General features: G+C 72.0%; 22 protein-coding genes. 13 read left to right on the forward strand and 9 right to left on the reverse strand.

Annotated elements, in window-relative coordinates; translation table 11 throughout:
- Positions 1-39 precede the first annotated feature (39 nt).
- A complete protein-coding gene (locus ACIQI8_RS34250) occupies positions 40-1,446 on the reverse strand; it encodes an NAD(P)/FAD-dependent oxidoreductase (protein ID WP_402359242.1) in 1,407 nt (468 codons plus the stop codon).
- A gap of 9 nt (positions 1,447-1,455) precedes the next feature.
- Positions 1,456-2,124, reverse strand: coding sequence for a rhomboid-like protein (locus ACIQI8_RS34255; RefSeq protein ID WP_402359245.1), 669 nt, complete (start codon positions 2,122-2,124; stop codon positions 1,456-1,458).
- Between ACIQI8_RS34255 and ACIQI8_RS34260 the strand changes: the two genes are divergently transcribed.
- Positions 2,123-3,049 (forward strand): aminoglycoside phosphotransferase family protein, encoded by a 927-nt coding sequence (locus ACIQI8_RS34260; protein ID WP_402359248.1) that lies wholly within the window; start codon positions 2,123-2,125, stop codon positions 3,047-3,049. The genes ACIQI8_RS34255 and ACIQI8_RS34260 overlap by 2 nt on opposite strands.
- Before the next feature lie 59 nt (positions 3,050-3,108).
- Here the strand turns inward: ACIQI8_RS34260 and ACIQI8_RS34265 are convergent, their stop codons facing one another.
- Positions 3,109-3,660, reverse strand: coding sequence for a DUF1062 domain-containing protein (locus ACIQI8_RS34265; RefSeq protein ID WP_402359251.1), 552 nt, complete (start codon positions 3,658-3,660; stop codon positions 3,109-3,111).
- A gap of 217 nt (positions 3,661-3,877) precedes the next feature.
- Here ACIQI8_RS34265 and ACIQI8_RS34270 point away from each other — a divergent pair, with 217 nt between their 5' ends.
- Positions 3,878-4,366 carry a GNAT family N-acetyltransferase gene (locus ACIQI8_RS34270; protein WP_402359254.1) on the forward strand — a complete coding sequence of 163 codons (489 nt, stop codon included), beginning with the start codon at positions 3,878-3,880 and terminating at the stop codon, positions 4,364-4,366.
- Here ACIQI8_RS34270 and ACIQI8_RS34275 read toward each other — a convergent pair.
- The 3 genes from ACIQI8_RS34275 to ACIQI8_RS34285 form a co-directional block, all read right to left on the reverse strand.
- A complete protein-coding gene (locus ACIQI8_RS34275) occupies positions 4,291-4,917 on the reverse strand; it encodes a sigma-70 family RNA polymerase sigma factor (protein WP_402359257.1) in 627 nt (208 codons plus the stop codon). The genes ACIQI8_RS34270 and ACIQI8_RS34275 overlap by 76 nt on opposite strands.
- A 106-nt stretch (positions 4,918-5,023) precedes the next feature.
- Entirely contained in the window at positions 5,024-5,851 is an 828-nt protein-coding gene (locus ACIQI8_RS34280) for a hypothetical protein (RefSeq protein ID WP_402359260.1), read from the reverse strand.
- Positions 5,852-5,879: 28 nt separating this feature from the next.
- Entirely contained in the window at positions 5,880-6,707 is an 828-nt protein-coding gene (locus ACIQI8_RS34285) for a transglycosylase SLT domain-containing protein (protein WP_402359263.1), read from the reverse strand.
- Between the two features lie 222 nt (positions 6,708-6,929).
- Here ACIQI8_RS34285 and ACIQI8_RS34290 point away from each other — a divergent pair, with 222 nt between their 5' ends.
- The 8 genes from ACIQI8_RS34290 to ACIQI8_RS34325 all read left to right on the forward strand — a co-directional run bounded on the left by ACIQI8_RS34290 (position 6,930) and on the right by ACIQI8_RS34325 (position 16,222).
- Positions 6,930-7,871, forward strand: coding sequence for a hypothetical protein (locus tag ACIQI8_RS34290; RefSeq protein ID WP_402359264.1), 942 nt, complete (start codon positions 6,930-6,932; stop codon positions 7,869-7,871).
- A gap of 253 nt (positions 7,872-8,124) precedes the next feature.
- Positions 8,125-8,403, forward strand: a complete 279-nt coding sequence (locus ACIQI8_RS34295; RefSeq protein ID WP_402359267.1) for a hypothetical protein — start codon at positions 8,125-8,127, stop codon at positions 8,401-8,403.
- Positions 8,404-8,732: 329 nt separating this feature from the next.
- The gene (locus tag ACIQI8_RS34300; protein WP_402359270.1) at positions 8,733-9,020 is read left to right on the forward strand and encodes a hypothetical protein; all 288 of its coding nucleotides are present in this window, start codon (positions 8,733-8,735) and stop codon (positions 9,018-9,020) included.
- Positions 9,021-9,040: 20 nt separating this feature from the next.
- A complete protein-coding gene (locus tag ACIQI8_RS34305; RefSeq protein ID WP_402359273.1) occupies positions 9,041-9,784 on the forward strand; it encodes a hypothetical protein in 744 nt (247 codons plus the stop codon).
- A gap of 1 nt (position 9,785) precedes the next feature.
- Complete coding sequence (locus ACIQI8_RS34310; RefSeq protein ID WP_402359275.1) at positions 9,786-11,024, forward strand: hypothetical protein; 1,239 nt, start codon at positions 9,786-9,788, stop codon at positions 11,022-11,024.
- Positions 11,025-11,088: 64 nt separating this feature from the next.
- Complete coding sequence (locus ACIQI8_RS34315; protein ID WP_402359278.1) at positions 11,089-12,582, forward strand: SCO6880 family protein; 1,494 nt, start codon at positions 11,089-11,091, stop codon at positions 12,580-12,582.
- Between the two features lie 215 nt (positions 12,583-12,797).
- Positions 12,798-14,420: an ATP/GTP-binding protein gene (locus ACIQI8_RS34320; RefSeq protein WP_402359738.1), complete on the forward strand. Its 1,623-nt coding sequence runs from the start codon at positions 12,798-12,800 to the stop codon at positions 14,418-14,420.
- Between the two features lie 23 nt (positions 14,421-14,443).
- Complete coding sequence (locus tag ACIQI8_RS34325; RefSeq protein WP_402359741.1) at positions 14,444-16,222, forward strand: type IV secretory system conjugative DNA transfer family protein; 1,779 nt, start codon at positions 14,444-14,446, stop codon at positions 16,220-16,222.
- Here the strand turns inward: ACIQI8_RS34325 and ACIQI8_RS34330 are convergent.
- Together ACIQI8_RS34330 and ACIQI8_RS34335 are read right to left on the reverse strand one after the other, a co-directional pair.
- The gene (locus ACIQI8_RS34330; protein WP_402359281.1) at positions 16,131-17,348 is read right to left on the reverse strand and encodes a DUF418 domain-containing protein; all 1,218 of its coding nucleotides are present in this window, start codon (positions 17,346-17,348) and stop codon (positions 16,131-16,133) included. The genes ACIQI8_RS34325 and ACIQI8_RS34330 overlap by 92 nt on opposite strands.
- Entirely contained in the window at positions 17,345-17,737 is a 393-nt protein-coding gene (locus tag ACIQI8_RS34335) for a hypothetical protein (RefSeq protein ID WP_402359283.1), read from the reverse strand. Before ACIQI8_RS34335 ends, ACIQI8_RS34330 begins: the two co-directional genes overlap by 4 nt.
- Before the next feature lie 140 nt (positions 17,738-17,877).
- Between ACIQI8_RS34335 and ACIQI8_RS34340 the strand changes: the two genes are divergently transcribed.
- The 3 genes from ACIQI8_RS34340 to ACIQI8_RS34350 all read left to right on the forward strand — a co-directional run bounded on the left by ACIQI8_RS34340 (position 17,878) and on the right by ACIQI8_RS34350 (position 20,617).
- Positions 17,878-18,930, forward strand: a complete 1,053-nt coding sequence (locus ACIQI8_RS34340; protein WP_402359286.1) for an NlpC/P60 family protein — start codon at positions 17,878-17,880, stop codon at positions 18,928-18,930.
- A gap of 39 nt (positions 18,931-18,969) precedes the next feature.
- Positions 18,970-19,425 (forward strand): DUF4913 domain-containing protein, encoded by a 456-nt coding sequence (locus ACIQI8_RS34345; protein ID WP_402359289.1) that lies wholly within the window; start codon positions 18,970-18,972, stop codon positions 19,423-19,425.
- A 76-nt stretch (positions 19,426-19,501) separates the two neighbouring features.
- A complete protein-coding gene (locus ACIQI8_RS34350) occupies positions 19,502-20,617 on the forward strand; it encodes an inositol polyphosphate kinase family protein (RefSeq protein ID WP_402359292.1) in 1,116 nt (371 codons plus the stop codon).
- A gap of 720 nt (positions 20,618-21,337) precedes the next feature.
- Here the strand turns inward: ACIQI8_RS34350 and ACIQI8_RS34355 are convergent.
- Positions 21,338-24,316 carry an AfsR/SARP family transcriptional regulator gene (locus tag ACIQI8_RS34355; RefSeq protein ID WP_402359295.1) on the reverse strand — a complete coding sequence of 993 codons (2,979 nt, stop codon included), beginning with the start codon at positions 24,314-24,316 and terminating at the stop codon, positions 21,338-21,340.
- Positions 24,317-24,462: the final 146 nt, after the last annotated feature.

Consider the following 24,462-nt stretch of genomic DNA (forward strand, 5'->3'; position numbering starts at 1 on the left):
CGCGAGCGTGGTGAACCGTCTGTGGAGGTCTCCAACTCCTCAGTGGCGCCCGGACACCCGGTCCGCGATCCGGGCCAGCCGGGACGACCGCGCGCTGTGCGAGGCCGACTCCCGGCGGTCCGCGGTCCGGTAGGTGGCGTACATGCCCTGCACGCCCAGCCAGCGCAGCGGCTCCGGCTCCCACTTGCGCACGCGGTGGTTCACCCAGGGCAGTTCGGTCAGCTCGGTCGGGCCGCTCTCGCCGGAGTCGTGGCGCACGAGGTCGCGGAGCGTGCGCGCCGCGAGGTTGGTGGTGGCCACGCCCGAACCGACGTAACCGCCCGCCCAGCCGAGGCCCGTCGAGCGGTCCAGGGTCACCGTCGCGCACCAGTCGCGCGGCACCCCGAGGACGCCCGACCAGGCGTGCGCGACGCGGACTCCGGCGAGGGTGGGGAAGAAGCGGACGAGGAGGTCGCGCAGCGCCTCGATCGTCGCCTCCTGCGTCCGGCCGTCGTTGTCGGTACCGGATCCGAAGCGGTACGGCACCCCGCGTCCGCCGAGCGCGATGCGGCCGTCGGCGGTGCGCTGGGCGTACATGTAGGCGTGCGCCATGTCGCCCAGCGTCTCGCGGCCGGCCCAGCCGAGCGCCGCCCACTGCTCGTCCGTGAGCGGCTCGGTGGCGATCATCGAGGAGTTCATCGGCAGCCAGGTGCGCCGCTGACCCTTGAGGTCGGCGGTGAAGCCCTCGGTGCAGCGCAGGACGTAGGGCGCGCGGACCGTCCCGTACGGCGTCACCGCGTGCCGCGGCCGGATCTCCGTGACCGGCGTCGACTCGTGGATCGTCACGCCGAGGGCCTCGACGACCGCGGCGAGCCCTTTCGCGAGCTTCGCCGGGTGCAGCCGGGCGCCGTGCGGGGTCCAGGACGAGCCGACGGCGTCCGCGACCGTGATCCGCTCGGCCGTCTCCGTCGCGCCGTACAGCTCGCGGTCCTGTTCCCCGTACGAGAGCTCGTGCGCGTGGAAGTCCTTCAGTCGGGCCAACTGCGCGGGTGTGCGGGCGACTTCGAGGACCCCACCCTTGTGCAGGTCGGCCTCGATGCCCTCGGCCCCGGCGACCGCGATGACCTCGTCGACGGTGTCGTTCATGGCCCGCTGGAGGCGTACGGCGGCCTCGTGGCCGTGCAGTTTCGCGTACCGGTCGCGGCCCGCGATGCCGTTGTAGAGCCAGCCGCCGTTGCGCCCGGAGGCGCCGTAGCCGCAGAATTTCCGCTCCAGCACGGTGATCCGGAGACCGGGCGCCGCCTTCTTCAGGTAGTACGCGGTCCACAGTCCCGTGTAGCCGCCGCCGACGATCACGACGTCCGCGCTCGCGTCCCCGGCGAGCGGCGGACGCACCGCGGGGAGGCCGTCGTCCGCGTACCAGAAGGAGATGCCGCCGTTGACGATATCGGTCGCCGAGGTGCCCATACACGGACGCTAACCCTTGACCGGGGCCGCTGTCTCCTTCGGATTCCGTGTTTTTCCACGCCCCCGCGTCAGCGGATAACACCCGAACCCGATCAGTACGGAGACGAAGTGCCCGAGGTCGGTGAAGGTGGGCGAGGAGGTCAGCGGATAGCCGTAGACCGCGAGCACGACCGCCGTGTACAGGTACCGCCAGGGCGCCGGGATCCGGTACGTCAGCACCGCGACGACCCCGGCCAGCGCGTAACTCACGCCGATGTCCAGGGTGTTGAGCGCCGAGTGCGGGGCCATCCCCTCGTTGACCGCCCGCAGCAGCGCGCCCTCGCTGATCAGTGTCGCGAGCACGTGCGCGGCCACGCAGACCGTCAGCCACCGCAGGGTGCCGAGCCAGCGCTCGGCCTGCGCGTGGAAGACGGTGTAGAGGACGGCGTACGGCAGCCAGCGGCCGCCGTCGATCCACATCGCGCTCTGCACCAGGACCCGCACGGGGTTGTCCGACAGCTCGTTGATGTTGGTGGACCGCTGCCGCAGGAACTCCTGCTCGAACTCCGGCGACATGTGGTGCATGGCGACGGTCGTGACGAACAGGATGGCCAGCCAGGCGTACGTCCCGGGCGCGCTGCGGACGTACGCGCCCACCCTCCTCAGCCCCCGGTCGATTCGCCCCCGATCAATTCGCATGAGCCGATTCACGCACGCAAGTATCGTCGCGAGGGTGATCGACATTCCGGGCGGGCTGGCGGCGGCGCAGGAGAAGTACAACGGGGCGGCGGGCCGGGACTTCGTGGCCGGGCTGCCGGAGCTGGCGGCCTCGTTCCTGGACCGCTGGGGGCTGCGCCTCGACGGTCGTGCGATGCACGGGGTCTCGGCGTTGGTGCTGCCCGTGGTGCGGGCGGACGGCGTCCCGGCCGTGCTCAAGCTGCAGCTCCTCGACGCGGAGAGCGTGGGCGAGCCGGTCGCACTGCGCGCGTGGGACGGCGACGGGGCGGTACGGCTCCTTGACCACGACGAGCCCACCGGCACGATGCTCCTGGAGCGCCTCGACCCGGCCCGCATGCTGTCCCACCTGCCCGACTCCCGTGAGGCCGTCCTGGTCATCGCCCGGCTGCTGGCCCACCTGACCGCGGGGCCCGCCCCGGCCGGCCTGCGTGGCCTCGGCGACATCGCGCGGGAGATGCTGGAGCGGACGCCCTGGACCCTGGACCGTATTCCGGATCCCGCCGACCGCCGTCTGGTCGCGGACTGCGCGGCCGCCGTGCGCGAGGTGTCCGACACCCCCGGCGACCGGCTCCTGCACTGGGACCTGCACTTCGAGAACGTCCTCGGCGCCGACCGCGCCCCTTGGCTGGCCATCGACCCCAAGCCGCTCGCGGGCGACCCCGGCTTCGACCTCCTCCCGGCCATCGACAACCGCTTCGACCCGGCCGAGATCCGCTGGCGCTTCGACGCGATGACGGACGTACTGGGTCTGGACCGGGAGCGGGCCCGGGCCTGGACGCTCGGCCGGGTGCTCCAGAACTGTCTGTGGGAGGTGGCGGACGGAAGGCCGCTGGAGGAGGAACAGCTGGAGATCGGGCGGCGGTTGCTGGGGGGCGGGGTCGGCTAGGGCCTGTCCGGCGGCAAGTCCCGCCGGACAGGCCCCTGGTCACCGGACCCGAGGTGGGCTCAGCGTTTGAGGGTGAAGGTGAAGTCGCCGGTGAGTCTGCCGCTCAGCCGGATCGCCGAGACGAGTGCGCCTTCCTCGATCAGCCGCTCCACCTCGGCCCGCGTCAGACCGCACCCGTCGGCGATCAGCCGCACCGGCCGGACCGGGATCCGCGCCGCGAAGCGGACCGAGACGTCGACCACCTCACGGTCGAGGAGGTCCGCTCCGCCGCCGGTGTCGAGACGCCAGGCGCCGGTCCAGTCGAGGGCGACGCGGTTGCGCCGCAGCACGGCCGGGTCCTGGAGCAACTCGCCTGCCAGGGCAGGGTCGTTGGCGTGCAGCCGGTCCAGCAGCCCGGGGCGCAGGGAGCGCACATTGGTCCGCTCCAGGACCGTGAGCTTCGTGGTCTCCCCGCACCCGGTGCACAGCGCGAGGAGCCAGACGTCGATGAGCTTGTGATGGGCGTTGACGCGGAATTTTCCGCTGGTCCGGAAACTCCCGGACGAGCACGCGTGGCAACGGCGGAGGACGAGCGGGAGGCAGGTGGGCATGACCACCCAGGTTTCGAGCACGGAGAAACACCGTCTCTGTGAGAAGTCCGCAGCAAAAAGGGGCGCGGCGCACATGCGCGACGCGCGACGATTCAGCGCTCGGGAGGTCTCACACGGTGTACAACGGCACGTCCTTGCCCAGACGACTCGGTCCGGAGCACGGTAGGGGCGTACGACGGAGACGGTCCAACGAATTTCGAGCGTCCCGATACCAGGACGCAGGCTCTAGCCTTCAGACATGATCCGTACCGCCACCCCCGCCGACATCCCCGTCATCCACGCCCTGGTCCGTGAACTCGCCGAGTACGAGAAGGTCCCGCACGAGGCGAAGGCGACCCAGGAGCAGCTGCGCGAGGCGCTGTTCGGCGAGCGGCCCGCCGCGTACGCCCATGTCGCCGTCGACGACACGACCGGCGAACCGGTCGGCTTCGCCCTGTGGTTCCTCAACTTCTCGACCTGGCGCGGTGTCCACGGCATCTACCTGGAGGACCTCTACGTCCGCCCCACCGCCCGCGGCGCCGGCCACGGCAAGGCCCTGCTGCGCGAACTGGCCCGCATCTGCGTCGACCGCGGCTACCAGCGCCTGGAGTGGTCCGTCCTGAACTGGAACACCCCGTCGATCGCCTTCTACGAGGCTCTCGGCGCCCGGCCTCAGGACGAGTGGACCGTGTACCGGCTGACGGACGGGGCGCTCGCGGAGCTGGGGGCGCCCGCCTCCGAGGGGTGACGCGTGGCGTCCACCCCGCGTTCCTGGAGTGCCAGCCGCAGGGCCCGAAGGGCGTAGTACACACGGGACTTGACGGTGCCCTGCGGGATACCGAGGACGGCGGCGGCCTGCTGGACCGTGCGGTCGGCGAAGTACGTCTCCTGCAAGGCCTCCCTGTGGACCGGGGTCAGGGCGTCCAACGCGTCCTTCAACACGATCGAGTTGAGCACTCGATCGATGTCGTCGGCCTCGGCGCACAGGTCGTTCAGCCAGGAGGTGGCACCGACCTCCTGCGGGCGGGCCATCCGGGTGCGGTGCCCGTCGATGACCAGGTTGCGGGCGACCCGGAACATCCAGGGCCGTACCGCCATCCCCTCGCGGTCGGTGAGGTTGCGCTTGTTCCAGCAGCGCAGCAGCGTCTCCTGCACGATGTCCTCGGCGCGGTGCGTGTCGCCGTTCGACAGCCGCAGGACGTACGCGTGCAGGGCGGGCCCGTGGGCCAGGTACAGCTCGCACAGGGCCCGCTCCTCGGCCGTGGCGGCGGCTGCCGATCCGATGACGGTCAGCTTCATCGTGTGCTCCTCGGTTCGTCGAGCCCCTGGGAGGGGGTGATCGGAGTGTTCCGAGGGGCTGTCCATACGCGATTGACGGCCGATGTGCGGATGGATGACGCCCAGGTCAGGCCGCCGCCGCCAGCCAGTGGAGATGCCGTCGGACCTGGTCCGCGAGCTCCCGGTGGACCGGCGGCAGCAGCTCGCGCCGCTCCAACGCCTCCCACATGTGCAGCAGTTCACGACCGTGCGCGACGGCCGCGATGTCGTCGTCGAGCCGGCGCCAGGCCGCGGCGGCCCGGGCGACCTCGTCGGCGGCCCGCGCGTCACCGGCCCCGCAGCGGATCCGGGCGACCGCGAGGGCCAGCACGGTGGCCTGCCGGTGCTCGCCGCACAGATACGCGAGGTACGCCTCCATCGCCCGCGCCTCCAGGGCGTAGGGGTGGGCGTCGCCCTCGGCACCGGCGAGATGCTCGCGCAGCTCGGTCGCCATCTCCAGGGCGTGGGTCAACTCGCCTTCCGCGGCTGCGGAGTTGATGGTGCGGACTCGGTCCAGGAGTTGCCCGGGGACGGGGACGGGGACGCGGGCTGAGGCCGGGACGGGGACCGGCACGGGAGCGGGGGCGGCGGTCTCTGTGAGGTCCCCCTCTGCGAGCGCCCTCTCTGTGAAGTCGCTCTCCGTGAGGTCGGTCGGCTCCTCCTCGGCGGCCGTCGGACCGCCCGCCGACGGGATGCGGCTGGAGCCGTCCGGGGCGACCTCCAGGAGGAACGTCGCCCGACCGTCCTCGTTGTTGACGGTCGCCTCGACCACGACACCCAGGCGTTGGGCGTGCCCTTGCAGCAGGTCGAGTACGACGTCGTGCACGGACCCGCCCGGGGGCGGGAACAGCGGCTCACCGTCGACCTCGGCCGTGCCGTCGTCGCCGATGCGGATCTCGAAGTGGGGTGCGGACATGGCGGTACTCCTCGTCAGGACTCGAGGCTCATGGAGACGGAGAGGGAGAGGGAGGGGGTGGCAGGGAAGGGGAGGGTGACGGGGTCGCCCCAGGGGTGGCCGGCGGTGAGGAGAACGGGATCGGCGCGGTGCCGTCGTACTTCGCGAACAGGGCGCGGACGCCCAGGACATAGCCCTGGCCCTCGTTGGTCTTCGGTACGCCGTGCGCCGCGCGGACCGCGTCCAGACCTTCGTCGTAGCCGACCAGGGTCAGGTCGAGGACGCTGCCGGTGGCTTCGCCGGAGTCGATCAACTGCTGGGCCTGGTGGGCGAGATCGCACAGGAAGCGGCCCTGCGCCATGATCGAGTCCTCGGGGTCGAGGGCGGACGTCTTGTCGTTGCCGTCCTCGTCCTCGCCGTACTTCTGGAAGATGTCCGGCGGCAGTTGGGCCAGGCCCTGCTCGCCGGCCGGGCCGACCAGGGCGGCGTTCCAGTCCGACTCGCGCTCGATCTGGGCGGCGAGGACGACCGGGCCGATCTCGACGCACAGTTCGCCCGCCTTGTTGAGGGTCTCCACCAGCTCCGAGGGGACCGTCTGCTCGTCGAGTTCGCCCTTGCCGTCGCCCTGGAACGAGGAGATCACCGCGTCCGCGTCGCCCGCGTCGCCGCCTCCGCCGCCGCCGGTGAAGAGCAGGATCAGGGCGATCAGCGGGGCCAGGATGACGCCGAAGCCGCCGATGATGATCACGACGACGACCGTGCCGAGCAGGGCCAACGGCGACAGCAGACAGCCGCAGCCGGTGCCGGCCGCGAGGACGTTGCGTGCGGTCTTCGAGGTGTTGCCCTCGTCCGGTGACTGTCCCCCAGCGAGGCTCATGAGGACGCCCCTCCTTCCTTGTCCGGTCGGTCGAAACGGATCTCCGACGCCTTGAACCGTTCGGGGCGAACGGTCCGTTGTGGCTGCCGACGGGCTCGACAGACCGAAACGGGCCTCGCTGCGAACCGGTTCAAATCATGGGAAACCGGAAGAGACACCGAGACATGGAGAAACAGAGACACAGCACACGTGTCGCGAGGGGAAGAGGGGGGTGGGGCGCGCATGACGCACAGCAGCGTTCCTTCGACCGCGCCGTCGGACCCGCAGTCGTGGGTGCGGGGGCCGACCGCATCGGACGCGGGAGGGATGCCGACCAGGACACCGGCCCGGACACGGGCCCAGGCACCGGTCCGGACGCCGGTCCAGGAGAGTCAGATCCAGGAGAGTCCCATCCAGGAGACTCCGTTCCAGGAGACTCCGGTGCGGCGGCCGGCCGGGCAGCCGGGATCGCGGCAACCGCTCGCGCCCCACGCCCCGGCCGAGACGACCATGGTGCTCTCCGGGCTCGTGGAGCGCGTGCCGGAGACACCTCTCCCACGGCCCGCCGTGGACACCGCAGTCCCTGGGAGCGAGGCTCCCCGAAGCGACGTTCCCGCCGCCCGCCGTGCCGTCACCCCGTCCGTCGGGCTGGGTCCCCGGGCAGGCGGCGTACGACGCAAGGCCGCGCCCGCGCCGGCCGCCGAGGCGTCCTGGAGTGCCCAGCAGCAGGGCCCCGCGCGGCCTCGGTCGGCGCAGGAGATCGGGTGGGTCAAGGCGCACGGCGGGGCCGGTACGACCTCGCTCGCCCACGCGCTGGGCGGCGTGGACATCGGCGCCCGCTGGCCCGACCCCGCCCGGGGCGAACCGCGCCGGATCCTGCTCGTCGGACGGACCAGCGCCGGCGGACTGCGGTCGGTGTCACGGGCGTTGCAGGCGCTGCACGAGGGCAACGCCCCGCGCGGACTCGACCTGCTCGGGGTGATCCTGGTGGCCGACATCCCGGGCCGACTGCCGCTCAGCCTGCTCCGCCGTATCCGCGTCATCCGCGCGGCGGCACCCGTGCACCGGGTCCCGTGGATCCCGTCCTGGCGCGTGGGCGCCCGCTCCAGGTCCCTGCCGAGACAACTCGCCCCCCTGGCCGAACTGATCGACCGCCACCGCGCCGAAGAGGGGGGCCACGCATGAACTCGACCTACTGCGGCCCGAGTCCACAGGCAACGCCGGACGAGCACGACGCCCCGGGCAGCGATCACGCCCTCCCATCCGGCGCCGGGCCGGCCGAGACCGTCGAGGAGGCCGCGTCCTCGAACCGTCCCGCCTCTGACGTCACCCGACTCGCCTTCCACAGACCCGTGTTCGAGGTGAGCACTCCCGTGAACGTCCCCGCCCCGCCCGACCGGCCCGCCCCGCGGCGGCTCGTTCGGGGAGGTGAGGGTCCATGACCGGCCGCGGTGCCACCCTCGGTCGTACGCTCGCCGCCTTCGACCCCGGGCCCGACGCCGGGACCATCCTCGGGGTCATCGCCTGGTGCGCCAGTGCCGCCGGGGTCGGCGGGCTGATCGTCGTCGGCATCAACATGGCGATCCAGATGCGCCGCGGCGACCCCGGCGAGGGCGGCGAGCACTTCCGCGGCGTTCTCTTCGTCGCCCTCGGCTGCCTCATCGCCTCGACGGCCGGCCCGTTGGTCGCCTTCCTCGGCGACCTCTCCCTGCACTGACCGCTCCCGCCGGCCGCTCCCGCGGACCACGTCGGCACACCACGTCCACCGACTGTTTCGCGCACCGCGTCCACCGACCGTTTCGCGGAACACATCCGCCGACCCTTTCGCGCATCACCACCACCGACCGTTTCGCGGACCACATCCGCCGACCCTTTCGCGCGCCACCTCCACCAACCCTTTCGCGCATCACCACCACCGACCGTTTCGCGCACCACCACCGACCGTTTCGCGCACCGGACTCGCCGAGCGTTCCCGCACCGGGCCCGGCCCCGCCGGCCCACTCCCTTCCGCCACCTTCCGTGGCACACACCCACCCGGAGACATCCATGTCCTCACTGCTGTTCGACACCGCGTCCGTCCTCGCCGCCGGCGTGCCCCAACCGGGCCGCAACGCACCGGGGGAACTCACCGCCAAGGTCAACACCGTGCTCGGCATAGCCGCCTGGGCCGGTACCGCCGCCGGCGTGGCCGGTGTGCTGATCACCGGCGCGATGATGGCCATCTCCGTCAAGCGCGGCGAGAGCTCGGAGCACATGAGCCGGCTCGGCATGGTGCTCGGCGGCTGTGTGCTCGTCGCCACCGCCGGTCCGCTGGTCAACTTCGTCTTCGCGTGAGCGGGTAGGGGGCGGTCGAGGTGTTCACACGCCGACAACGGCGGGCCGAGCCCGAGGGCCCGTACTACAAGCAGCGCAGCTGGCAGGTGTCGGCGGGATTCCTCGCCGTGGTCCTCGTCGTGGGCGGCGTCGTCGCGCTGACGACGGACCGCGACGAGGCCTCCGCCGCCGCTGTCTCCGAGGGCGGCCCGCTGTCCGGGACGCCGGTCGCCCAGGGCGCCCGGCCCGCGGGCTGCCGTACCGACGACAGCGCGGGCCCGGCACTGCCCACGGCCGCGCCGAAGGACATCAACTGGCGCACGCTCGACGTGTCCCGGGTACCGGTGTCCGCGTCGGCCGGCCCCACCCGTACCTCGGGCCCGGTGTGGTGGTGCTTCGCGCACACCCCGACGGGCGCCGCGCTGGCAGCCCACATCATCCCCTCCCAGATGAGCGGCCCGAACTGGCGGACCGTCACCGAGGAACAGGTGATGCCGGGCCGGGGCCGCGACCTGTTCGTGTCCCAGCGCTCCACCGTCCGTGACTCCACCGGCCCCCGCACCCCGGCGACCGCGACGTACGCCGGCTTCACGATCTCCTCCTACCGGGGCTCGGCCGCGGACGTGAACCTGCTCATCAAGACCTCCTCGGGCTACGCCACCACGACCGTCGGTCTGCGGTGGAGCGGTGGCGACTGGAAGGTACAGCCCAGCGGCGACGGCGCCCTGCACACGGCGGTCCAGACCGTGACCGCCACCAACGGCTTCCTGATGTGGGGGATGTGACATGGCCTGCCCGACGGGCAATCCCGTGGTCGACGCCGTGGTCGGCTTCTTCGACTTCCTCGGCGACCCGATCGGCACCATCGTCAAGGGCATCGCCAACGCCGTCCTCGCGGGCGCGATCGCGGTGTTCGGGGCGCTGACCACCGCCATACCGACCCTGTCGGGGACGGGCACGGCACGTGACGTCAACAGCCAGTCGCAGTGGATCGTGGTCTATCTCGCGGTCGGCTCGCTGATCTTCGCCGCCGCCCGGATGGCCGTCGAGCGCCGCGGCACCGCCGGTGTCACCGCGCTCAAGGGCGTCCTGCGGGTGATCCTCGTCTCCGGCGCCGCCACCACCATCGTCACCGCGGCGGCGGGGCTGTCCGACCGGTACGCCGACTACCTGTTCAAGGCCGGCGCCCAGGACCAGCTGAACAACGTGGGCGCCTGCTCCGACGGTGACGGCATCACGTCGTTCCTGCTGCTGATCCTGGCCTTCCTGCTGCTGATCGCCGGCATCATCCACACGATCCTGCTGTACATCCGGCTCGGCGTGATGATCCTGATGCTCGGCACGCTGCCGCTGGCCGCCGCCGCGTCGATGACGGAGTGGGGCGGCGGCTGGTGGCGCAAGCACATCGGCTGGATGATCGCCTGGCTGCTCTACAAACCGGCCGCGGCCCTCGTGATGTACGCGGGCTCGGCGATGATCACCTCCGGCGGCGCGCAGGACCAGGGCGGCAACGACATCAACGAACGCATCGCCGGTATCGGCGTGATGCTGCTGTCCGCGATCGCCCTGCCCGCCCTGCTGAAGCTCGTCGTCCCGGCCACCGCGGCCCTCGGCTCGGGCGGCGTCGGCGGCGCGATGTCCCAGGTCGGCGGCGCGCTGGCGTCCGGCGCGCGGTCCGTCGGCTCGGGCGGCTCGGGCTCGGGCGGCCAGGCCGGGCCCAGCGGCGCGGCGGGCGGTTCGGGTGCCTCCGGAGGCAGCGGCTCGTCCGGCGTCAGCGGCGCGGCGGGCGGTGGCGGCGCGAACGGCGGCGACGGTTCCGGCGGCGGTGCGGGGCCCGGCGGCAGGTCGGGGCCGAGCGGCGCCGGCGGCGGCATGGGTTCCGCCGGTGCGGGCGGTTCCGCCGCCGCGGCCGCCGGGCCGGTCGGGGCCGCGGTCAGCGCGGCGACCACCGCGGCACGCATCGTCGGCGACACGGCGGTCGGCGCTGTCAGCGGCGCGGACGGCGACCGCGGCCACAACACCTGACACACCATCAGTCGACCTTGCTCCCTCCCAACTCGCCCCTTCACGAAGGGAATTCAGGATCACCATGTCCACGGAAGCAGTCACCCATCCCACCTACGGGAACTGGCGCCGGCCGCGCAGGCCGGGCCTTGGTCCGCTCGGTCTGGTCGGCACGTTCGGGGTCTTCGGCGGCCTCGTCCTGACCCTGCTGGCGTCGCTGATCTCGCTGATCGCCGCCCTGGTGGTGATCGCCCCGCTGATCGTCCTGCTGGTCCCCTTGGCCATCCGCACTCAAGACGGGCGCAACGTCTACCAGTTGATCACCCTGCGGGTCGGCTGGTGGCGCCGCAAGGCCAAGGGCTCGCACCTGTACGTCTCCGGGCCGCTGTCACCGCGTCCGGGCGGCCGGTTCCGCCCGCCGGGCCTGCTCAACAAGGTGACCGCGACCGAGGGCACGGACACCTACGACCGCCCCTTCGGCGTCCTGCACCACCCGGCCCGCAACCTGTACACGATCGTCCTGGGCTGCGACCCCGACGGCGGCTCCCTCGTCGACCCGGACCAGGTCGACGTATGGGTGGCGCTGTGGGGCGAGTGGCTGGCCCGTCTCGCGCACGAACCGGGTCTGCGCGGCGCCTCCGTCATCGTCGAGACCGCGCCCGACCCGGGCACCCGGCTCGCCAACGAGGTGCTGCCCCGCATCCACCCCGACGCCCCGCCCGCCGCCCGCGCGGTGATGGAGGAGGTCGTCGAGCGCTACCCCACCGCCTCCTCCGAGATGCACACCTACGTCTCCCTCACCTACGGCGTCCCGGCCGGCCAGAAGCGCAAGCAGGAGGACGTCGTCACCGACCTCGCCATCCGCATCCCCGGCCTGCTCAGCGGTCTGATCGCGGCGGGCGGCGGCGCGGCCTACGCGCTGTCGGCGGAGCGGATCGCCGAGGTGGTCCGGGTGGCGTACGACCCGGCGGTGGCCGCCGACGTCCTCAACGCCCGTGCCCGGGACGGCGGTACGGGCCTGGAGTGGGAGGACGCCGGCCCGGCCGCGACCGTCGAGACCGTGGGCAGTTACCAGCACGACTCGGGTGTGTCCCGGACCTGGATGCTGACCCTCGCACCGCGCGGCACCGTACGGTCCTCGGTCCTTCGGGGCATGTTGGAGGCGGCCCCCGGCACCCGCCGCAAGCGGGTCGCGCTGATCTACCGGCCCATCGACCCGGCCACCTCGGCCCGGATCGTCGAGGCGGACCGGCGCAGCGCCCAGTTCATGGCGACCTCCGGCAAGGGCATGGTGCAGGCCCGCGCGGCCTCCGAGGTGCGGGCGGCGGAACAGACCGCGGCGGAGGAGGCGGCCGGCGCCGGACTCGTGGAGTTCTCCCTGATGGTGACGGTCACCGTCGACGACATCGGCCAACTGGCCGACGCCGGCGTGGCCGTACGCAATCTGACCGCGGCCTCCCGGGTGCTGATGCGCCCCGCCGACCGCATGCAGGCGGCCGCGTTCAGCTGCACCCTGCCCGCCGGGATCCTCCCGTGGGAACAGACCCTGATCCCCTACGAGCTTCAGGAGGCGCTGTGAGTCGCCGCGGTGAGGAGAAGAAGGCCGAACGGGCGGACCGCCGGGCCGAGTCGCAGGCGCGCAGGAACCTGGCGGCCCAGCGGGCCGGGCGCCCGGCGCCCGGGACGGACCAGCCCGGGAAGCCGGCGCGGAAGGCGCAGGCCCCGGCCCGCCCCAAGCGGCTCCACGTGCCGGCCCGCGGCTGGTACGGGCCGGGCGGCGGGCAGGTCGGCTACATGGACCCGCCGACCATGTGGCGGGCCACCACCGTGCAGGCCTGCGGGATGTGGCCGTTCTCGGCCGGTTCCGGCTCGCCGATGACCGGAGTGCCGCTCGGGCAGCACCTGTTCACCGGCGCCACGGTGTGCGGGGATCCGCTGAGCTGGTTCACCCGGGCCCGCTACATCTCCAACCCGTCGCTGTTCATGCTCGGCATGCCGGGCCTGGGCAAATCCACGCTCGTCAACCGGATGCTGATCGGGCTCGCCGCGACCGGTGTCGTACCGCTGGTGCTCGGCGACCTCAAGCCCGACTACGCCGACACCGTGCGCGCGCTCGGCGGCCAGGTCATCTCCATCGGCCGCGGCCGGGGCGGCATCAACGTCCTGGACCCGGGCGCGATGGGCGCGGCGGCGGCGAAGATCGGCGGCGAGGCGGGCGAGGTCCTGCTGGCCGAGACGCACGGGCGCGTGCTGAACATGGTGGCCGCGCTCATCACGATCGTGCGGGGCCGCCCGATGGACGACCACGAGCAGTCCGTGCTGAGCGCCTGCCTGCACCACCTGCGCGAACGCACCCCGGCGGGCGGTACGGTCCTGCTGCCCGACCTGCTGCGGGTGCTGACCGAGGGCCCCGACCGGGTCCGCGCGGTCACCCTGGACCGCGGCGACGACGCCCGTTACCGGGACGCCGTGGACCCGCTGCACCGCTCCCTGCTCGGCATCCTCGACGGCCCCCTCGGCTCCACCTTCGCCTCCGAGACGTCCACCCGGATCGACCCGGACGCGCCCGCCGTGTGCATCGACATCTCCGGCATCGGCGAGGCGGACACCCAGTTGACCGCGGCGGCGATGCTGGCCGCCTGGTCCGACGGGCTCGGCACGGTGGCCGCCTCGCACGCCCTCGCGGACGCCGGACTCGCGCCCCGGCGCTGGTTCTTCACCGTCCTCGACGAACTGTGGCGCCCGCTGCGCGCGGCCTCCGGCATCGTCGACCGCATCGACGCGCTCACCCGACTCAACCGTTCCCTCGGTCTCGGCGACGCCAAGATCACCCACACCCTCAAGGACGCCGAGGCGCTCGGCTCCGACGCCGACCGGGCCAAGGCCCGCGGCTTCGTGGAGCGGGCCGGGATGGTGGTCTGCGCAGGCCTGCCGAAGACCGAGATGGAGGACCTGGGCAAGGTGGTGGGCCTCTCCCGGCGCGAGGTGGAACTCGTGTCGTCCTGGTCCTCGCCCCCGGGCTGGGGAGTGACCGGCGACCACGAGGAGCCGCCCGGCCGGGGCCGCTTCCTCATCAAGGTCGGCGGCCGCCCCGGCATCCCCATCAAGGTCGCCATCACCGACGCGGAGCGCCGCCTGCACAACACCAACACCCGCTGGACCCCGAACGAGGAGGCCGTCGAACAGGCGGTGGCCCGGGCCGCCGGGGAGGTGGCGAGGGCCGCGCAGGAGGGGCCGCGGGGAGTGTTCCAGGAACCCGGGCCCGCACTCGGACCTGACGGCTTCCCGCGCGGGACGCGCCAGGAGCCCGGCCCCTACGGCCACCCGGGCACACCGCTCCAGCAACCGGGCCCCGACGGATTCCCCTTCCCGGGTACGCCGGACCCGCAGGCCGCCGCCGGGCGGTGGACCGCGTGAGCGGCCCGCGCGGCGGCGGTGACATGAGCGAGCAGCTGCCCTGGGCGCTGGTCGCGATCGCCGGCGTCTCGCTCGCGCTGTTCACGGTCGCCTGGGCCGGCGGCACTCTCGGCGCGGGAGTCGGCGGCTACGGTTTCGACGCCCCGCCGTTCACCATGTCCACGGTTTCCCACCTGGTCGGCGACGGCCCGGCCACGCTGTGGCCGCAGGCACCGCCGGCCGTCGTCTACGCGGGCATGCTCGGCCTGCCGGCGCTCATCGCGGTCCCGGTCGCCCTGGCCCTGCGTCTCCTCCTGAACCACCGGTCCGCCCCCAAGGGCCTGGCGGGCCGCCGTGAACTCGCCTCGATGTGCCCGGCGGGCATCGAGGCCCGCGCCCGCGACCTGCGCCCCACCCTCAAGGGCCGCGAGCAGGTGCACCCGGACGAGACCGGCAACCTCCTCGGCGACCTGGACCCCAAGGGCCCGGAGCTGCGCAGCAGTTACGAGGACGTGGAGCTCGACCTCATGGCCCCGCGCGCCGGCAAGTCCACCGGCATCGCCATCCCCCGGGTGCTGCGCGCCCAGGGCGCCGTCCTGCTCACCTCCAACAAGTCCGACGTGTACGCCGTCACCCGCGCGGAGCGCGAAAAGGCGGGCACGGTATGGACGTTCGACCCGCAGGGCATCGCGCACACCCCGCGTGCCATGTGGTGGAACCTGCTCGGCGAGTGCGACACCATCGAGAGCGCCCGCCGCCTGGCAGGCCACTTCGTGGCGTCCGTGAACGACGACACCGCGAAGAAGGACTTCTGGATCTCGGCCGCCCAGAACACCCTCACGGCCCTCTTCCTGGCCGCCGCCCGCGGTGGCGCCTCGGTGGTCGACCTCCTGGCGTGGCTCGCCGACCCGGCCGACCGCACGCCGGTCGACCTGCTCCGCGACACCGGACTCATCGCGATGGCCGAGCAGTTGCAGGGCACGGTCCGCGGCGCGGTGGAGACCCGGGACGGCATCTACGAGACCGCCCGCCAGACCGTCTCCTGCCTGCTGGACCCCGAGATCCTCGCCTGGGTCACCCCTGACCCCGAGCTGCCCGAGTTCCGCCCCGACCGCCATGTCCTGTCCAAGGACACCCTCTATCTGCTGTCCAAGGACGGCGGCGGCTCGGCGGCGGGCGTCATCGCGGGCATCGCCGACGCGACGATGCGGGCGGGCGTGGTGGCGGCGGAACGCATGGGAGGCCGCCTGGACCCGCCCCTGACCGCGGTGCTGGACGAGGCGGCCAACGTCTGCCGCATCTCCGATCTGCCCGACCTCTACTCCCACTTCGGCTCCCGGGGCATCAACGTCGTGACGCTCCTGCAGAGTTACCGCCAGGGCGCCCGGGTCTGGGGCGAGATGGGCATGGACGCGCTGTGGAGCGCGGCGACCGTCAAACTCCTCGGCGCGGGCCTGGACGACGCCGACTTCGTCCAGAAGATCTCCACCCTGGTCGGCCAGCACGACGTCCGCACGCCGAGCGTCTCCCGCAGCAAGGACGGCACTTCACGCTCGTACTCCTACCGCCAGGAGGCCGTGCTGCCCCCCGACCGCATCCGGGCCCTCCCCAAGGGCACCGCCCTGCTCCTGGCCACCGGCGTCAAGCCGGCCCTGATCCGCCTCCGCCCCTGGTACAAGGAGCCCGGCGCGGACGCCATCTCGGCGGCGGCCAAGGCGGAGACGGCGGCGATCACGGAACGCGCGGCCCGTCGGCTGCTCCCGAGCGAGGCGCTGTCGCTGGACAAGCGGCCGGTGCACGAGCCGGACGGCGCCCCAGCGTGAGGGTCCGCAGAAGGAGTTCGGCCGGCCCGTGCGAGGCGCGGGCCAACAGCGGTCGGCTGACGGCGAGTTGGACGAGGTACAGCACCACGCACCCCGCCACCACGGCGCCGGCCCCGACCCGGCCGTACAGCCCCAGGCCGTAGCCGGTGAACACCCAGGCCAGGACGAGGGACTGGGTGAGGTAGTGGGTGAGTGCGAGACGGCCGGCGCCGGCGATCACGCCGGCCGTCCGGCCACGCACGAACAACAGCACACCACAGGCGTACGAGGCCGTCAGCGCGGGTCCGGTCAGGACGCCGACGGCATGTCCGACGAGGAACCAGCGCCCGTCGAGGGGCCCGTTGGCGCAGAGGGCGGTCACCGCACCTCCCGCGAGCCCGACGGGCAGACAGCGCAGGCCGGTTCGCCGCAGCCACACCGCGTCCCGCCCGTAGCGCTCCAGGATCCGCAGCCGGGCCGCCGCGAGTCCGGTCAGGAACATGGCGAAGATCTGCGGCGAGTAGAGCACGTTCGCGCCGAGCGCGGCCGACAGTGCGCGCAGATGCGCCCGCAGAACGGACGGCGCGTCCCCGCGGAGGGCGGCGGCGAACGGGTCCCCGGGAGAAGCGGCGGGCGTGCCTGTCGCGGCCACGACCAGCAGCCCGTACCCGAGCAGCAGCACCGACAGCCCCACCACCAGCCCGGCGGCGACGCGCAGGGCGGTGCGGGGCGCGATGCCGCGCAGGGCGAAGAGGGGAAGCGCGAGCGCGGCGTACGTCGTGAGGATGTCGCCGGGATACAGCAGCACGGCATGCAGCACGCCGATCGCGAACAGCCCACCCGTGCGCCGCAGATGACGCGGCGCGAACGGGACGCCGGCCCGCTCCGCCGCCCGCATCTGACACACGAACCCGTACCCGAACAGGAACGCGAACAGCGGGTAGAACTTGGCGGTCACGAGCGCGGTGACCAGCCAGGCGATCAGGCGGTCGAGCGCGAAGCCACCGGACCCGCCCCCGCCGCCTCCGAACACGACCTCCGGCCCGGCCATCAGCTCGGCGTTGACCAGCAGGATCCCGCACAGGGCGAACCCGCGCAGGATGTCGAGCTCAGGGATCCGGTCCTCCGACCTGCCGTCGGGCCTCACGGCGACACCACCACCCCCGTGCCGAACGCCAGGGCCGAGGACAGGAACCAGCCGAAGGCCGGCGCCAGCAGATGGCGCACCGTCCACAGCCGGGCAGCGGTGGGCCGCTCCCGGACGTACACCACGGGCACGCTCCCGCCGACCGGCGGCAATCCGCACAACGCCCCGTACCGGCCAGGTTCGAGAAGGAGATGCCGCCCCAAGTGGTCGCAGAACGCCACGAGTCCGCCCGGTCGCCGGTCACCGGCCCCCCGAGGCGTCACGACCCCCATCACGCGCAGCCCACGCGCCCACAACCGCCCGACCACGACCAGCGACCGGAGGGCGAGCAGCAGAAAGCCGAGCCCGCACCCCGTGCACAACGCCAGCAGCGCCAACTCCGCGTCCATACAGCCCCTTTCACCGGCGGAAATTCCTCGCCCGCACAACGGGCCGCGGCCCGCACCCGGTTCAGGCACTCCTTGAACCACCGCCCCCCGAGGGCCCGTTGTGGAGACGACCCAAGCCAACGAAGGGAGCTTCGGCCCAGATGACCCCATGGACATGGACTCCACGCCCGCACGGCCACCGGACGACGGCGGCCGTCGCCCTGGCCATCGCCCTGACGGCGGCGATCCAGCAACCGGCCGGCGCCGAGCCCAGGACACCGACGACCCTCACCGAGGTGAAGGCCGAGCTCCAGCGCCTCTATCACGACGCCGAGGTGGCGACGGACAAGTACAACGCCGTCGATGTGAAAGTGAGAGCGCAGGAGAGGCGAGTCGGCACGCTCAGGTCCCGCATCCAGGCGACCGAGTCGAACCTGACCCGCCTCAATTCCCTGGCGGGAGCGGCGGCAGCGGCCCAGTACCGGGGCGGGGGCCTGCCCGCCGAGGTGCAGTTCGTGCTGGACGACGACCCCGAAAGCGCCCTGGACAACGCGACGTTGACCCGCCGGGCGCAGCAGTCCACGCAGGAACTGGTCAAGGCACTCAGGGGGACCCGCGAGAAGCTCCGCACCCGCACCGACGAGGCGTCCGCCGAACTGAAGCGCCTTGAGAATAACCGCCGGACCATGTCCGCCGACCGCAGGACGATCGAGCAGCACATCACAGCCGCGAAAAGACTGGAATCGAGCCTGGCGGAGAAGCAGCGCGAGCAACTGGCGGCCCTGGAGGCACAGGAGGCGGCGGACGCCCAGGCGGAGTGGGTGGACACGGGCATCCTCGACCAGGTCGGCACGCAGGCCACCCCGGCGGGCCGAAAGGCCATCGCCTACGCCACGAAGCAACTGGGCAAGCCGTACGTCTGGGGCGCCGAGGGCCCGGACTCCTTCGACTGCTCGGGCCTCACCTCTCAGGCGTGGCTCGCAGCGGGCGTCACGATCCCCCGCACATCGGAACTCCAATGGGCCCAGCTGAAACACGTCCCCATCGCCACAATGCGCCCCGGCGACCTCATCATCTATTTCTCCGACGCCAGCCACGTGGCCCTCTACACAGGCGACGGAAAGATAATCCAGGCCCCTCGCCCCGGCCGCTGGGTGTACGTCTCCCCGGCGGCGTCGATGGAGATCCTGGGGGTGGTCCGACCGGACGCGTGACAACTGACCGCGAGCATCCCGGACATCGCAGGAGGACCAATGTCGACGACGTCGACGCAGAACACCGAGACCACGGAAACCGCGGAGTCCAAGGAGAGGACGCCTGACCCCCCGCAGTTCATCCTCTACTTCCAGGGCCGCGAATACGCCCTGGCCCTACGCAAGTTGACCCTCTGGACCCACCACGTGCTGCTGCCGGTCTACGGCAGGGAAGTCACGTCCGCGTCCCCCTGGTGCCCACGCTGGTGGGAACACCCCGAGGCGGTCGCCCAACTCCACGGCCTCTGGCTGGCCTGGGGCGAACTGACGGGCCCCGGCTCGCCGATGACGGGACCGGCGAGCTGGCATCGCGACCATCTGGCCGTGGTCATGAACAACCTGCGTGACCCACAGGGCCCGTTCGCCGGCTGCAAGCCTGGAATGCACCGCGCCAAGGAAACACCGACCGTCGACGACATGGACCCCTTCGCGGAAATTTCTGCCCCGGTCGAATGAACCGGGTCCGCGTTCAGGGCCGTTGTGCCGGGCGGAACCAATTGGCTCCACTGGGAGAAGAAAGGGTGTGGACCACGTGACGACACCGATGGATGTCGAGCAGGCACCGAAGCTCGTGGAGGTGGAGGACTCGGCGCTCGAACGAGACCTGGAGATTGCTCGGACGGAAGGAGCGAAATCCAACCCCGGGACGCCGCAGGGATCACCGAAGGTATCGCCACAAGGATCCCCGAAGGCAAGCGCATCGGAGCTCAATGCCGGCGGCCATGGCGGGATCAGGCCGATCGGAACCGAAGGCCGGATCCTGGAGAAGCCCGCGCCCGCCGGATCCGTGGAACACGAATTCTATCGCCGCGTCAGGAACGGCGAGGGTGCGTACTCGGGTTTCAAGGAGGTCGTCCCGAACTCCTACGACGCCCAGGGAGCCCGTGATCTGCTGGGTTCCGACCTGCCGCAGGGCACTCGGCTCGACGACACACAGAACGTGTACATCGAGAACATCACCGCGGGTCTGGACAACAAGAAGGTCCTGGACACCAAGGTCGGGAATGCCACGACCAGTTACGACGAGAATCGGGCCCAGCAGGGCAAGAACGCCTTTCAGGCCGCTTTCAAGAGCTTCAAGTTCGCGGTCGGCGGTGATCTGATGACCGGGTCGACGTTCCGTGGCTGGCGGGTCGTGGCGGGTACCGACGCGCATCAGACCCGCGTGTTCAGCGGTGCGCGGTCGAAGGAGATCCTCAGGAGGTTCTCGGACGACCCCAAGGTGTGGGACCAGCTGATCGACAAGATGACCGCGATCCGGACTGCCGCCGACACTTCAAAACTGGGCTTCATCGCCTCAAGTGTGTTCTCCGTGCACGGGGATGAGAAAGGCGCCCCGACGGGCACCCCCAAGACGGTGGACGCCAAACTCATCGACTTCGCCCACGTCATCGACGCGCAGCATCCGTTCAATCCGGCATCCAAGGTCGATCTCACCGCGGCGCAGGCGAAGTACCACCAGAAATTCATCTCCGGCATGGATGCCCTGATCCAGGACTCGACCGAGATCCGGCAGGACCTGAGGGCCAAGGCCGTGCAGGACCTCAGTCCGACGATCAGGGCGACTCACCAGGTCTCCACCTCGACGACCGACGCACCGAAGCCGGTCCTGCCCGTACAGCAGCTGACAAAGTCTCCCGCTCCCTGATCAGGACAGGAGGGCCAGGTGTCCCCCGAGATCGAGCAGCAGGCGCGAGAACTGATCGGGAGGGAGTACGGCAGAAAGGAGGAACCGGAATCGCACCAGGACAGCACAAGGAGTTCGCCGCAGGGGCCGGGGGCTCTGCGGCGACTGTTCGACAAGTTCCTCGCCTTCCTCCGCGGCCTGACAACAAGCCGGTCCTTCGCCACGCGGCCCGGGGGAAACTCCTCTCCCGTCCCCGGGCACCCACCCAACTCCCCCGGCGGGCCCCCGCATTCACCGACCCGGAACCCGCCGGGTCCAAGTGACGCGGTACGCGCGCAGCGCGACCGGGAGCAGGTGGAGGACGCTGTTCTCCACCTGATCAGGACCGACGACAAGCTGAGGAAGGCCGTCGAGGAATCGCCCGGGAGCATGCCCACGGTCCTCGAGTACGCGAGCAACGCGTACATGAGGGAGTCGCTGCGCGAGAGCGCAGAGCAGTCGCGGGACATCACGCGGTCTTCTCCCTCCCTGCCGGAAAGTCCTGTGGGCCAGCTGGCGTGGACGGACTTTCAATGGCAGCGAACCAGCAGCGCGAGCACGTCCGACCTGGACGCGGGCTCCCTCACAAGGTCGACGAGCCGCGCGTCCACCATCAGCAACTCGTCCCGTCCGGCGAGTCGTTGAACCTTCCGGGCCGACCACCCGTTGTCCGAGTACACCCTCGATCGAAGGAGGCCCATGTCAGGTGGTCGGCCCGGGCGCGGCGTCCGGCACGAGTACCTCCTCCGCCGTGCCCTCCCCGTCCTCCAGCCGGCGGAGCAGCTCGCTGACCTTCTCCGCGTCCGGGTGGTCCGACTCCACGAAGATCTCCAGCGCCCGGCGCCAGCTGTCGACGGCCGCCTTCCGTTCGTCCGCGGCGAGTTGGGCGCCGCCGAGGTTGCCCAGGGTGTGGCCCTCGCCCCAGCGGTTGCCGATGTCACGGTGGGTCTCCAGCGCCCGGTGGTAGTACTCGACCGCCTCGCCGTGGCGGCCGAGCCGGCTGTGGATCGTGCCGAGGATGTCGAGCGCGAGGCCCTCCACCCAGCGGTTGCCGCCGGCGCGCAGGACGACCTGGGCCTGCTCCAGCACCTCGATGGCGTCGTCGTAGCGGCCCTGGCGCTGGTAGGCGTCACCCAGGTTGCACAGGGCGATGCCCTCCCCCCAGACGCTGCCGGTGGCCCGGTAGACGGCCAGTGCCCGGCGCGTGTACTCGACGCCCTTGTCGAACTGCCCGGCCTGGAGGTAGGCGTCGCCGAGGTTGCCCACCGCCGACGACCTGCCCTCGGTGTCCCCGATGTCCCGGTAGGCCGCCATCGCCTGACGGAGGTGGTCGATGGCCTCCTCGATCTGCCCCGAGTGACGCAGGGCGGCCGCCACGTCCGCGAGGCCCTGGGCCACGCCCTGGCGGTCCTGGGCGGCGCGGGCGGCGGCCAGTCCCGTCCCGGCGCAGTCGAACCACTCCTGTATGTGGCTGCGGAGGTAGAAGAACCCCCACAGCACCGCGGGCAGCCGCCAGGCGATGCCCACCCGCCCGCTCTCGGCGGCCTGATGGACCACGGCGACCAGATTGGCCCGCTCGGTCTCGCACCAGGCCAGGGCCTGGTCGTACGTCGTGAACTCCAGCGGCCGGCACCCCTCGGGCGGCGGGTCGAGGACGAGCCGGCGGCGGTTCGGCGTCAGGTGCGGGCAGGTGGCGTCGGCGGTGTGCAGGTACCACGCGAACGCCCGTCCGACGGCCTGCTCCCGCTCCTGCGGGGTCTCGTCGACATGGGCGCGCTCGGCGGCGTACACGCGCAGCAGGTCGTGCAGGGTGTAGCGGCCGGGGTAGCGCTCGGTGAGCAGATGGGCGCGGGTGAGTTCGACGAGCAGGCCGCGGGTCTCGCGCAGCGGCAGACCCGCGAGGCTGGCCACGGCGGCCGCGCCGAAGTCGGGTCCGGCGTGCAGCCCCAGGAGGCGGAACAGCCGCGCGGCGGGTGCGGACAGCGCCTTGTACGACCAGGAGAAGACGGCCCGTACGTCGATGGTGACGTCGCCGCCCCCGGCGAACGCGTCGAGGCTGCCGTGGCTCTCGCGCAGTTCCTCGGCGATGGCGCTGAGCGGGAAGCCGGGGTGGGTCGCGGCGTGGGCGGCGACGATGGCCAGCGCCAACGGCAGCCGGGCGCACCGCGTGATGATCTCGTCCGCCGCCTGCGGTTCCGCCGCCGGCCGCTCGCTGCCGAGCCGCTGCACCAGCAGTTCGTTGGCCTCGGCGGAGGTCAGCTGGTCCAGCGCCAGCGGATGCGCCCCGTCGCTCACGACCAGGCCGGTGAGCTGATTGCGGCTGGTGACGATGACCAGACAGCCGGGCGAGCCGGGCAGCAACGGCCGTACCTGGTCGGTGTCGTGGGCGTTGTCGAGCACAATCAGCACCCGCCGCTGGGCGAGCCTGCTGCGGTACAGCGCCGCCTGGGCGTCGAGCCGGGCCGGGATCCGCACCGGCGGGACGCCCAGGGCGTCCAGGAAGATACGGATGGCCTCGTCCGGCGTCACGATCGAACCGGACGGATCGAAGCCGCGCAGGTTGATGTAGAGCTGACCGTCGGGGAAACGATCCGCTATCTCGTGGGCCCAGTGCACGGCGAGGGTCGTCTTGCCGATGCCGGCCATGCCGCCGATCGCGGTGATCAGGACGGTGGCCGAGGGCGGCCCGTCGTCGGGCAACAGGGCCCGTACGCGGTCGAGTTCGGCCTCCCGGCCGGCGAACGTCGGCAGGTCGGCGGGCAGTTGCGCGGGGCGCGCGGTGTGCGACGCGGTGGCCGGCAGAGCCGGCTCCTCCGTCGGGTCCGGGCGCGGAGCGGATTCCAACGGCGGGGACGCGTCCGGTACTTCGGGTGCGGCGGGCTGGTGGGACGGGTCGGGGTGCAGGGACGCGTCGGCCGCCAGGATGCGGTCGTGCAGGCTCTGCAGTGCCGCGCCGGGCTCGATGCCCAGTTCGGCCACCAGGGTGCTGCGGGTCGCGCGATAGGCGGCCAGCGCCTCGGCCTGCCTCCCGGACCGGTACAGCGCGACCATGAGGAGGTGGCACAGCCGTTCCCGGAGCGGATGCCGGCCGGCCAGCGCGGCCAGTTCGGCGATGACGTCTCCGTGGCGGCCGAGTTCGACGTCCAGCGTCAGCCGGGTCTCCAGCGTGGTCAGCCGTACCTCCTGCAGCCGGTGGCGCTCGGACTCGGCCAGCGGGCCGGGGAGTCCGGCCAGGGCCTCGCCCGGCCACTCGTCGAGCGCGGCGTGCAGCAGCTGAGCCGCGGCCGTGAGTTCGCCGTCGGCGCGCAGCTTCCGCGCCTCCGCCACCCGTTTCTCGAACAGGGCCAGATCCAGGGCGTCTTCATGGACCCGGACCAGATATCCGTCCCCGACCGACACCAGGACCTGCGGAGATCCGGCGGCCGTGCCCCCGCGGGGCTCCAGCGCCTTGCGGAGGCGCGAGACATAGGTCCGTACGACGGACACGGCGGCCGCCGGATGCTTCTCGCCCCAGACGGCGTCGAGAAGTTCGCTGAGCGTGGCCGGGCGGCCCCAGCGCAGGAGCAGCGCCGCCAGCAGCGCTCGCTGCTGGGGTGGACCGAGATCCAGTTCCTGCTCACCGCACCAGGCCCCGACCTGCCCTAACAGGGTGAACCGGACGGGAGCTTCGTATGCGTTCATCCTTCGCACTGTAGTGAGTCGCGGCCCCGTTGCGGCGGCGTCGGTGGAATGAAACCTTCCAACGTGCCTCACCGCCCGTAAAGGCAGTACCCGTCACGGTCGAAGTCGAAGGATCACGGTCAGAACTGTGAAGGTTCCGCATGCCC

The organism is Streptomyces sp. NPDC092369, assembly GCF_044755245.1.
GTDB lineage: Bacteria > Actinomycetota > Actinomycetes > Streptomycetales > Streptomycetaceae > Streptomyces.

What these genes read in the sequence shown, in the direction of transcription:
- ACIQI8_RS34250 (WP_402359242.1), bottom strand. Translation starts at nt 1,446, where the DNA reads ATGGGCACCTCGGCGACCGATATCGTCAACGGCGGCATCTCCTTCTGG.
- ACIQI8_RS34260 (WP_402359248.1), top strand. Translation starts at nt 2,123, where the DNA reads ATGAGCCGATTCACGCACGCAAGTATCGTCGCGAGGGTGATCGACATT.
- ACIQI8_RS34255 (WP_402359245.1), bottom strand. Translation starts at nt 2,124, where the DNA reads ATGCGAATTGATCGGGGGCGAATCGACCGGGGGCTGAGGAGGGTGGGC.
- ACIQI8_RS34270 (WP_402359254.1), top strand. Translation starts at nt 3,878, where the DNA reads ATGATCCGTACCGCCACCCCCGCCGACATCCCCGTCATCCACGCCCTG.
- ACIQI8_RS34275 (WP_402359257.1), bottom strand. Translation starts at nt 4,917, where the DNA reads ATGAAGCTGACCGTCATCGGATCGGCAGCCGCCGCCACGGCCGAGGAG.
- ACIQI8_RS34280 (WP_402359260.1), bottom strand. Translation starts at nt 5,851, where the DNA reads ATGTCCGCACCCCACTTCGAGATCCGCATCGGCGACGACGGCACGGCC.
- ACIQI8_RS34285 (WP_402359263.1), bottom strand. Translation starts at nt 6,707, where the DNA reads ATGAGCCTCGCTGGGGGACAGTCACCGGACGAGGGCAACACCTCGAAG.
- ACIQI8_RS34290 (WP_402359264.1), top strand. Translation starts at nt 6,930, where the DNA reads ATGACGCACAGCAGCGTTCCTTCGACCGCGCCGTCGGACCCGCAGTCG.
- ACIQI8_RS34295 (WP_402359267.1), top strand. Translation starts at nt 8,125, where the DNA reads ATGACCGGCCGCGGTGCCACCCTCGGTCGTACGCTCGCCGCCTTCGAC.
- ACIQI8_RS34300 (WP_402359270.1), top strand. Translation starts at nt 8,733, where the DNA reads ATGTCCTCACTGCTGTTCGACACCGCGTCCGTCCTCGCCGCCGGCGTG.
- ACIQI8_RS34310 (WP_402359275.1), top strand. Translation starts at nt 9,786, where the DNA reads ATGGCCTGCCCGACGGGCAATCCCGTGGTCGACGCCGTGGTCGGCTTC.
- ACIQI8_RS34315 (WP_402359278.1), top strand. Translation starts at nt 11,089, where the DNA reads ATGTCCACGGAAGCAGTCACCCATCCCACCTACGGGAACTGGCGCCGG.
- ACIQI8_RS34320 (WP_402359738.1), top strand. Translation starts at nt 12,798, where the DNA reads ATGGACCCGCCGACCATGTGGCGGGCCACCACCGTGCAGGCCTGCGGG.
- ACIQI8_RS34325 (WP_402359741.1), top strand. Translation starts at nt 14,444, where the DNA reads ATGAGCGAGCAGCTGCCCTGGGCGCTGGTCGCGATCGCCGGCGTCTCG.
- ACIQI8_RS34335 (WP_402359283.1), bottom strand. Translation starts at nt 17,737, where the DNA reads ATGGACGCGGAGTTGGCGCTGCTGGCGTTGTGCACGGGGTGCGGGCTC.
- ACIQI8_RS34340 (WP_402359286.1), top strand. Translation starts at nt 17,878, where the DNA reads ATGACCCCATGGACATGGACTCCACGCCCGCACGGCCACCGGACGACG.
- ACIQI8_RS34345 (WP_402359289.1), top strand. Translation starts at nt 18,970, where the DNA reads ATGTCGACGACGTCGACGCAGAACACCGAGACCACGGAAACCGCGGAG.
- ACIQI8_RS34355 (WP_402359295.1), bottom strand. Translation starts at nt 24,316, where the DNA reads ATGAACGCATACGAAGCTCCCGTCCGGTTCACCCTGTTAGGGCAGGTC.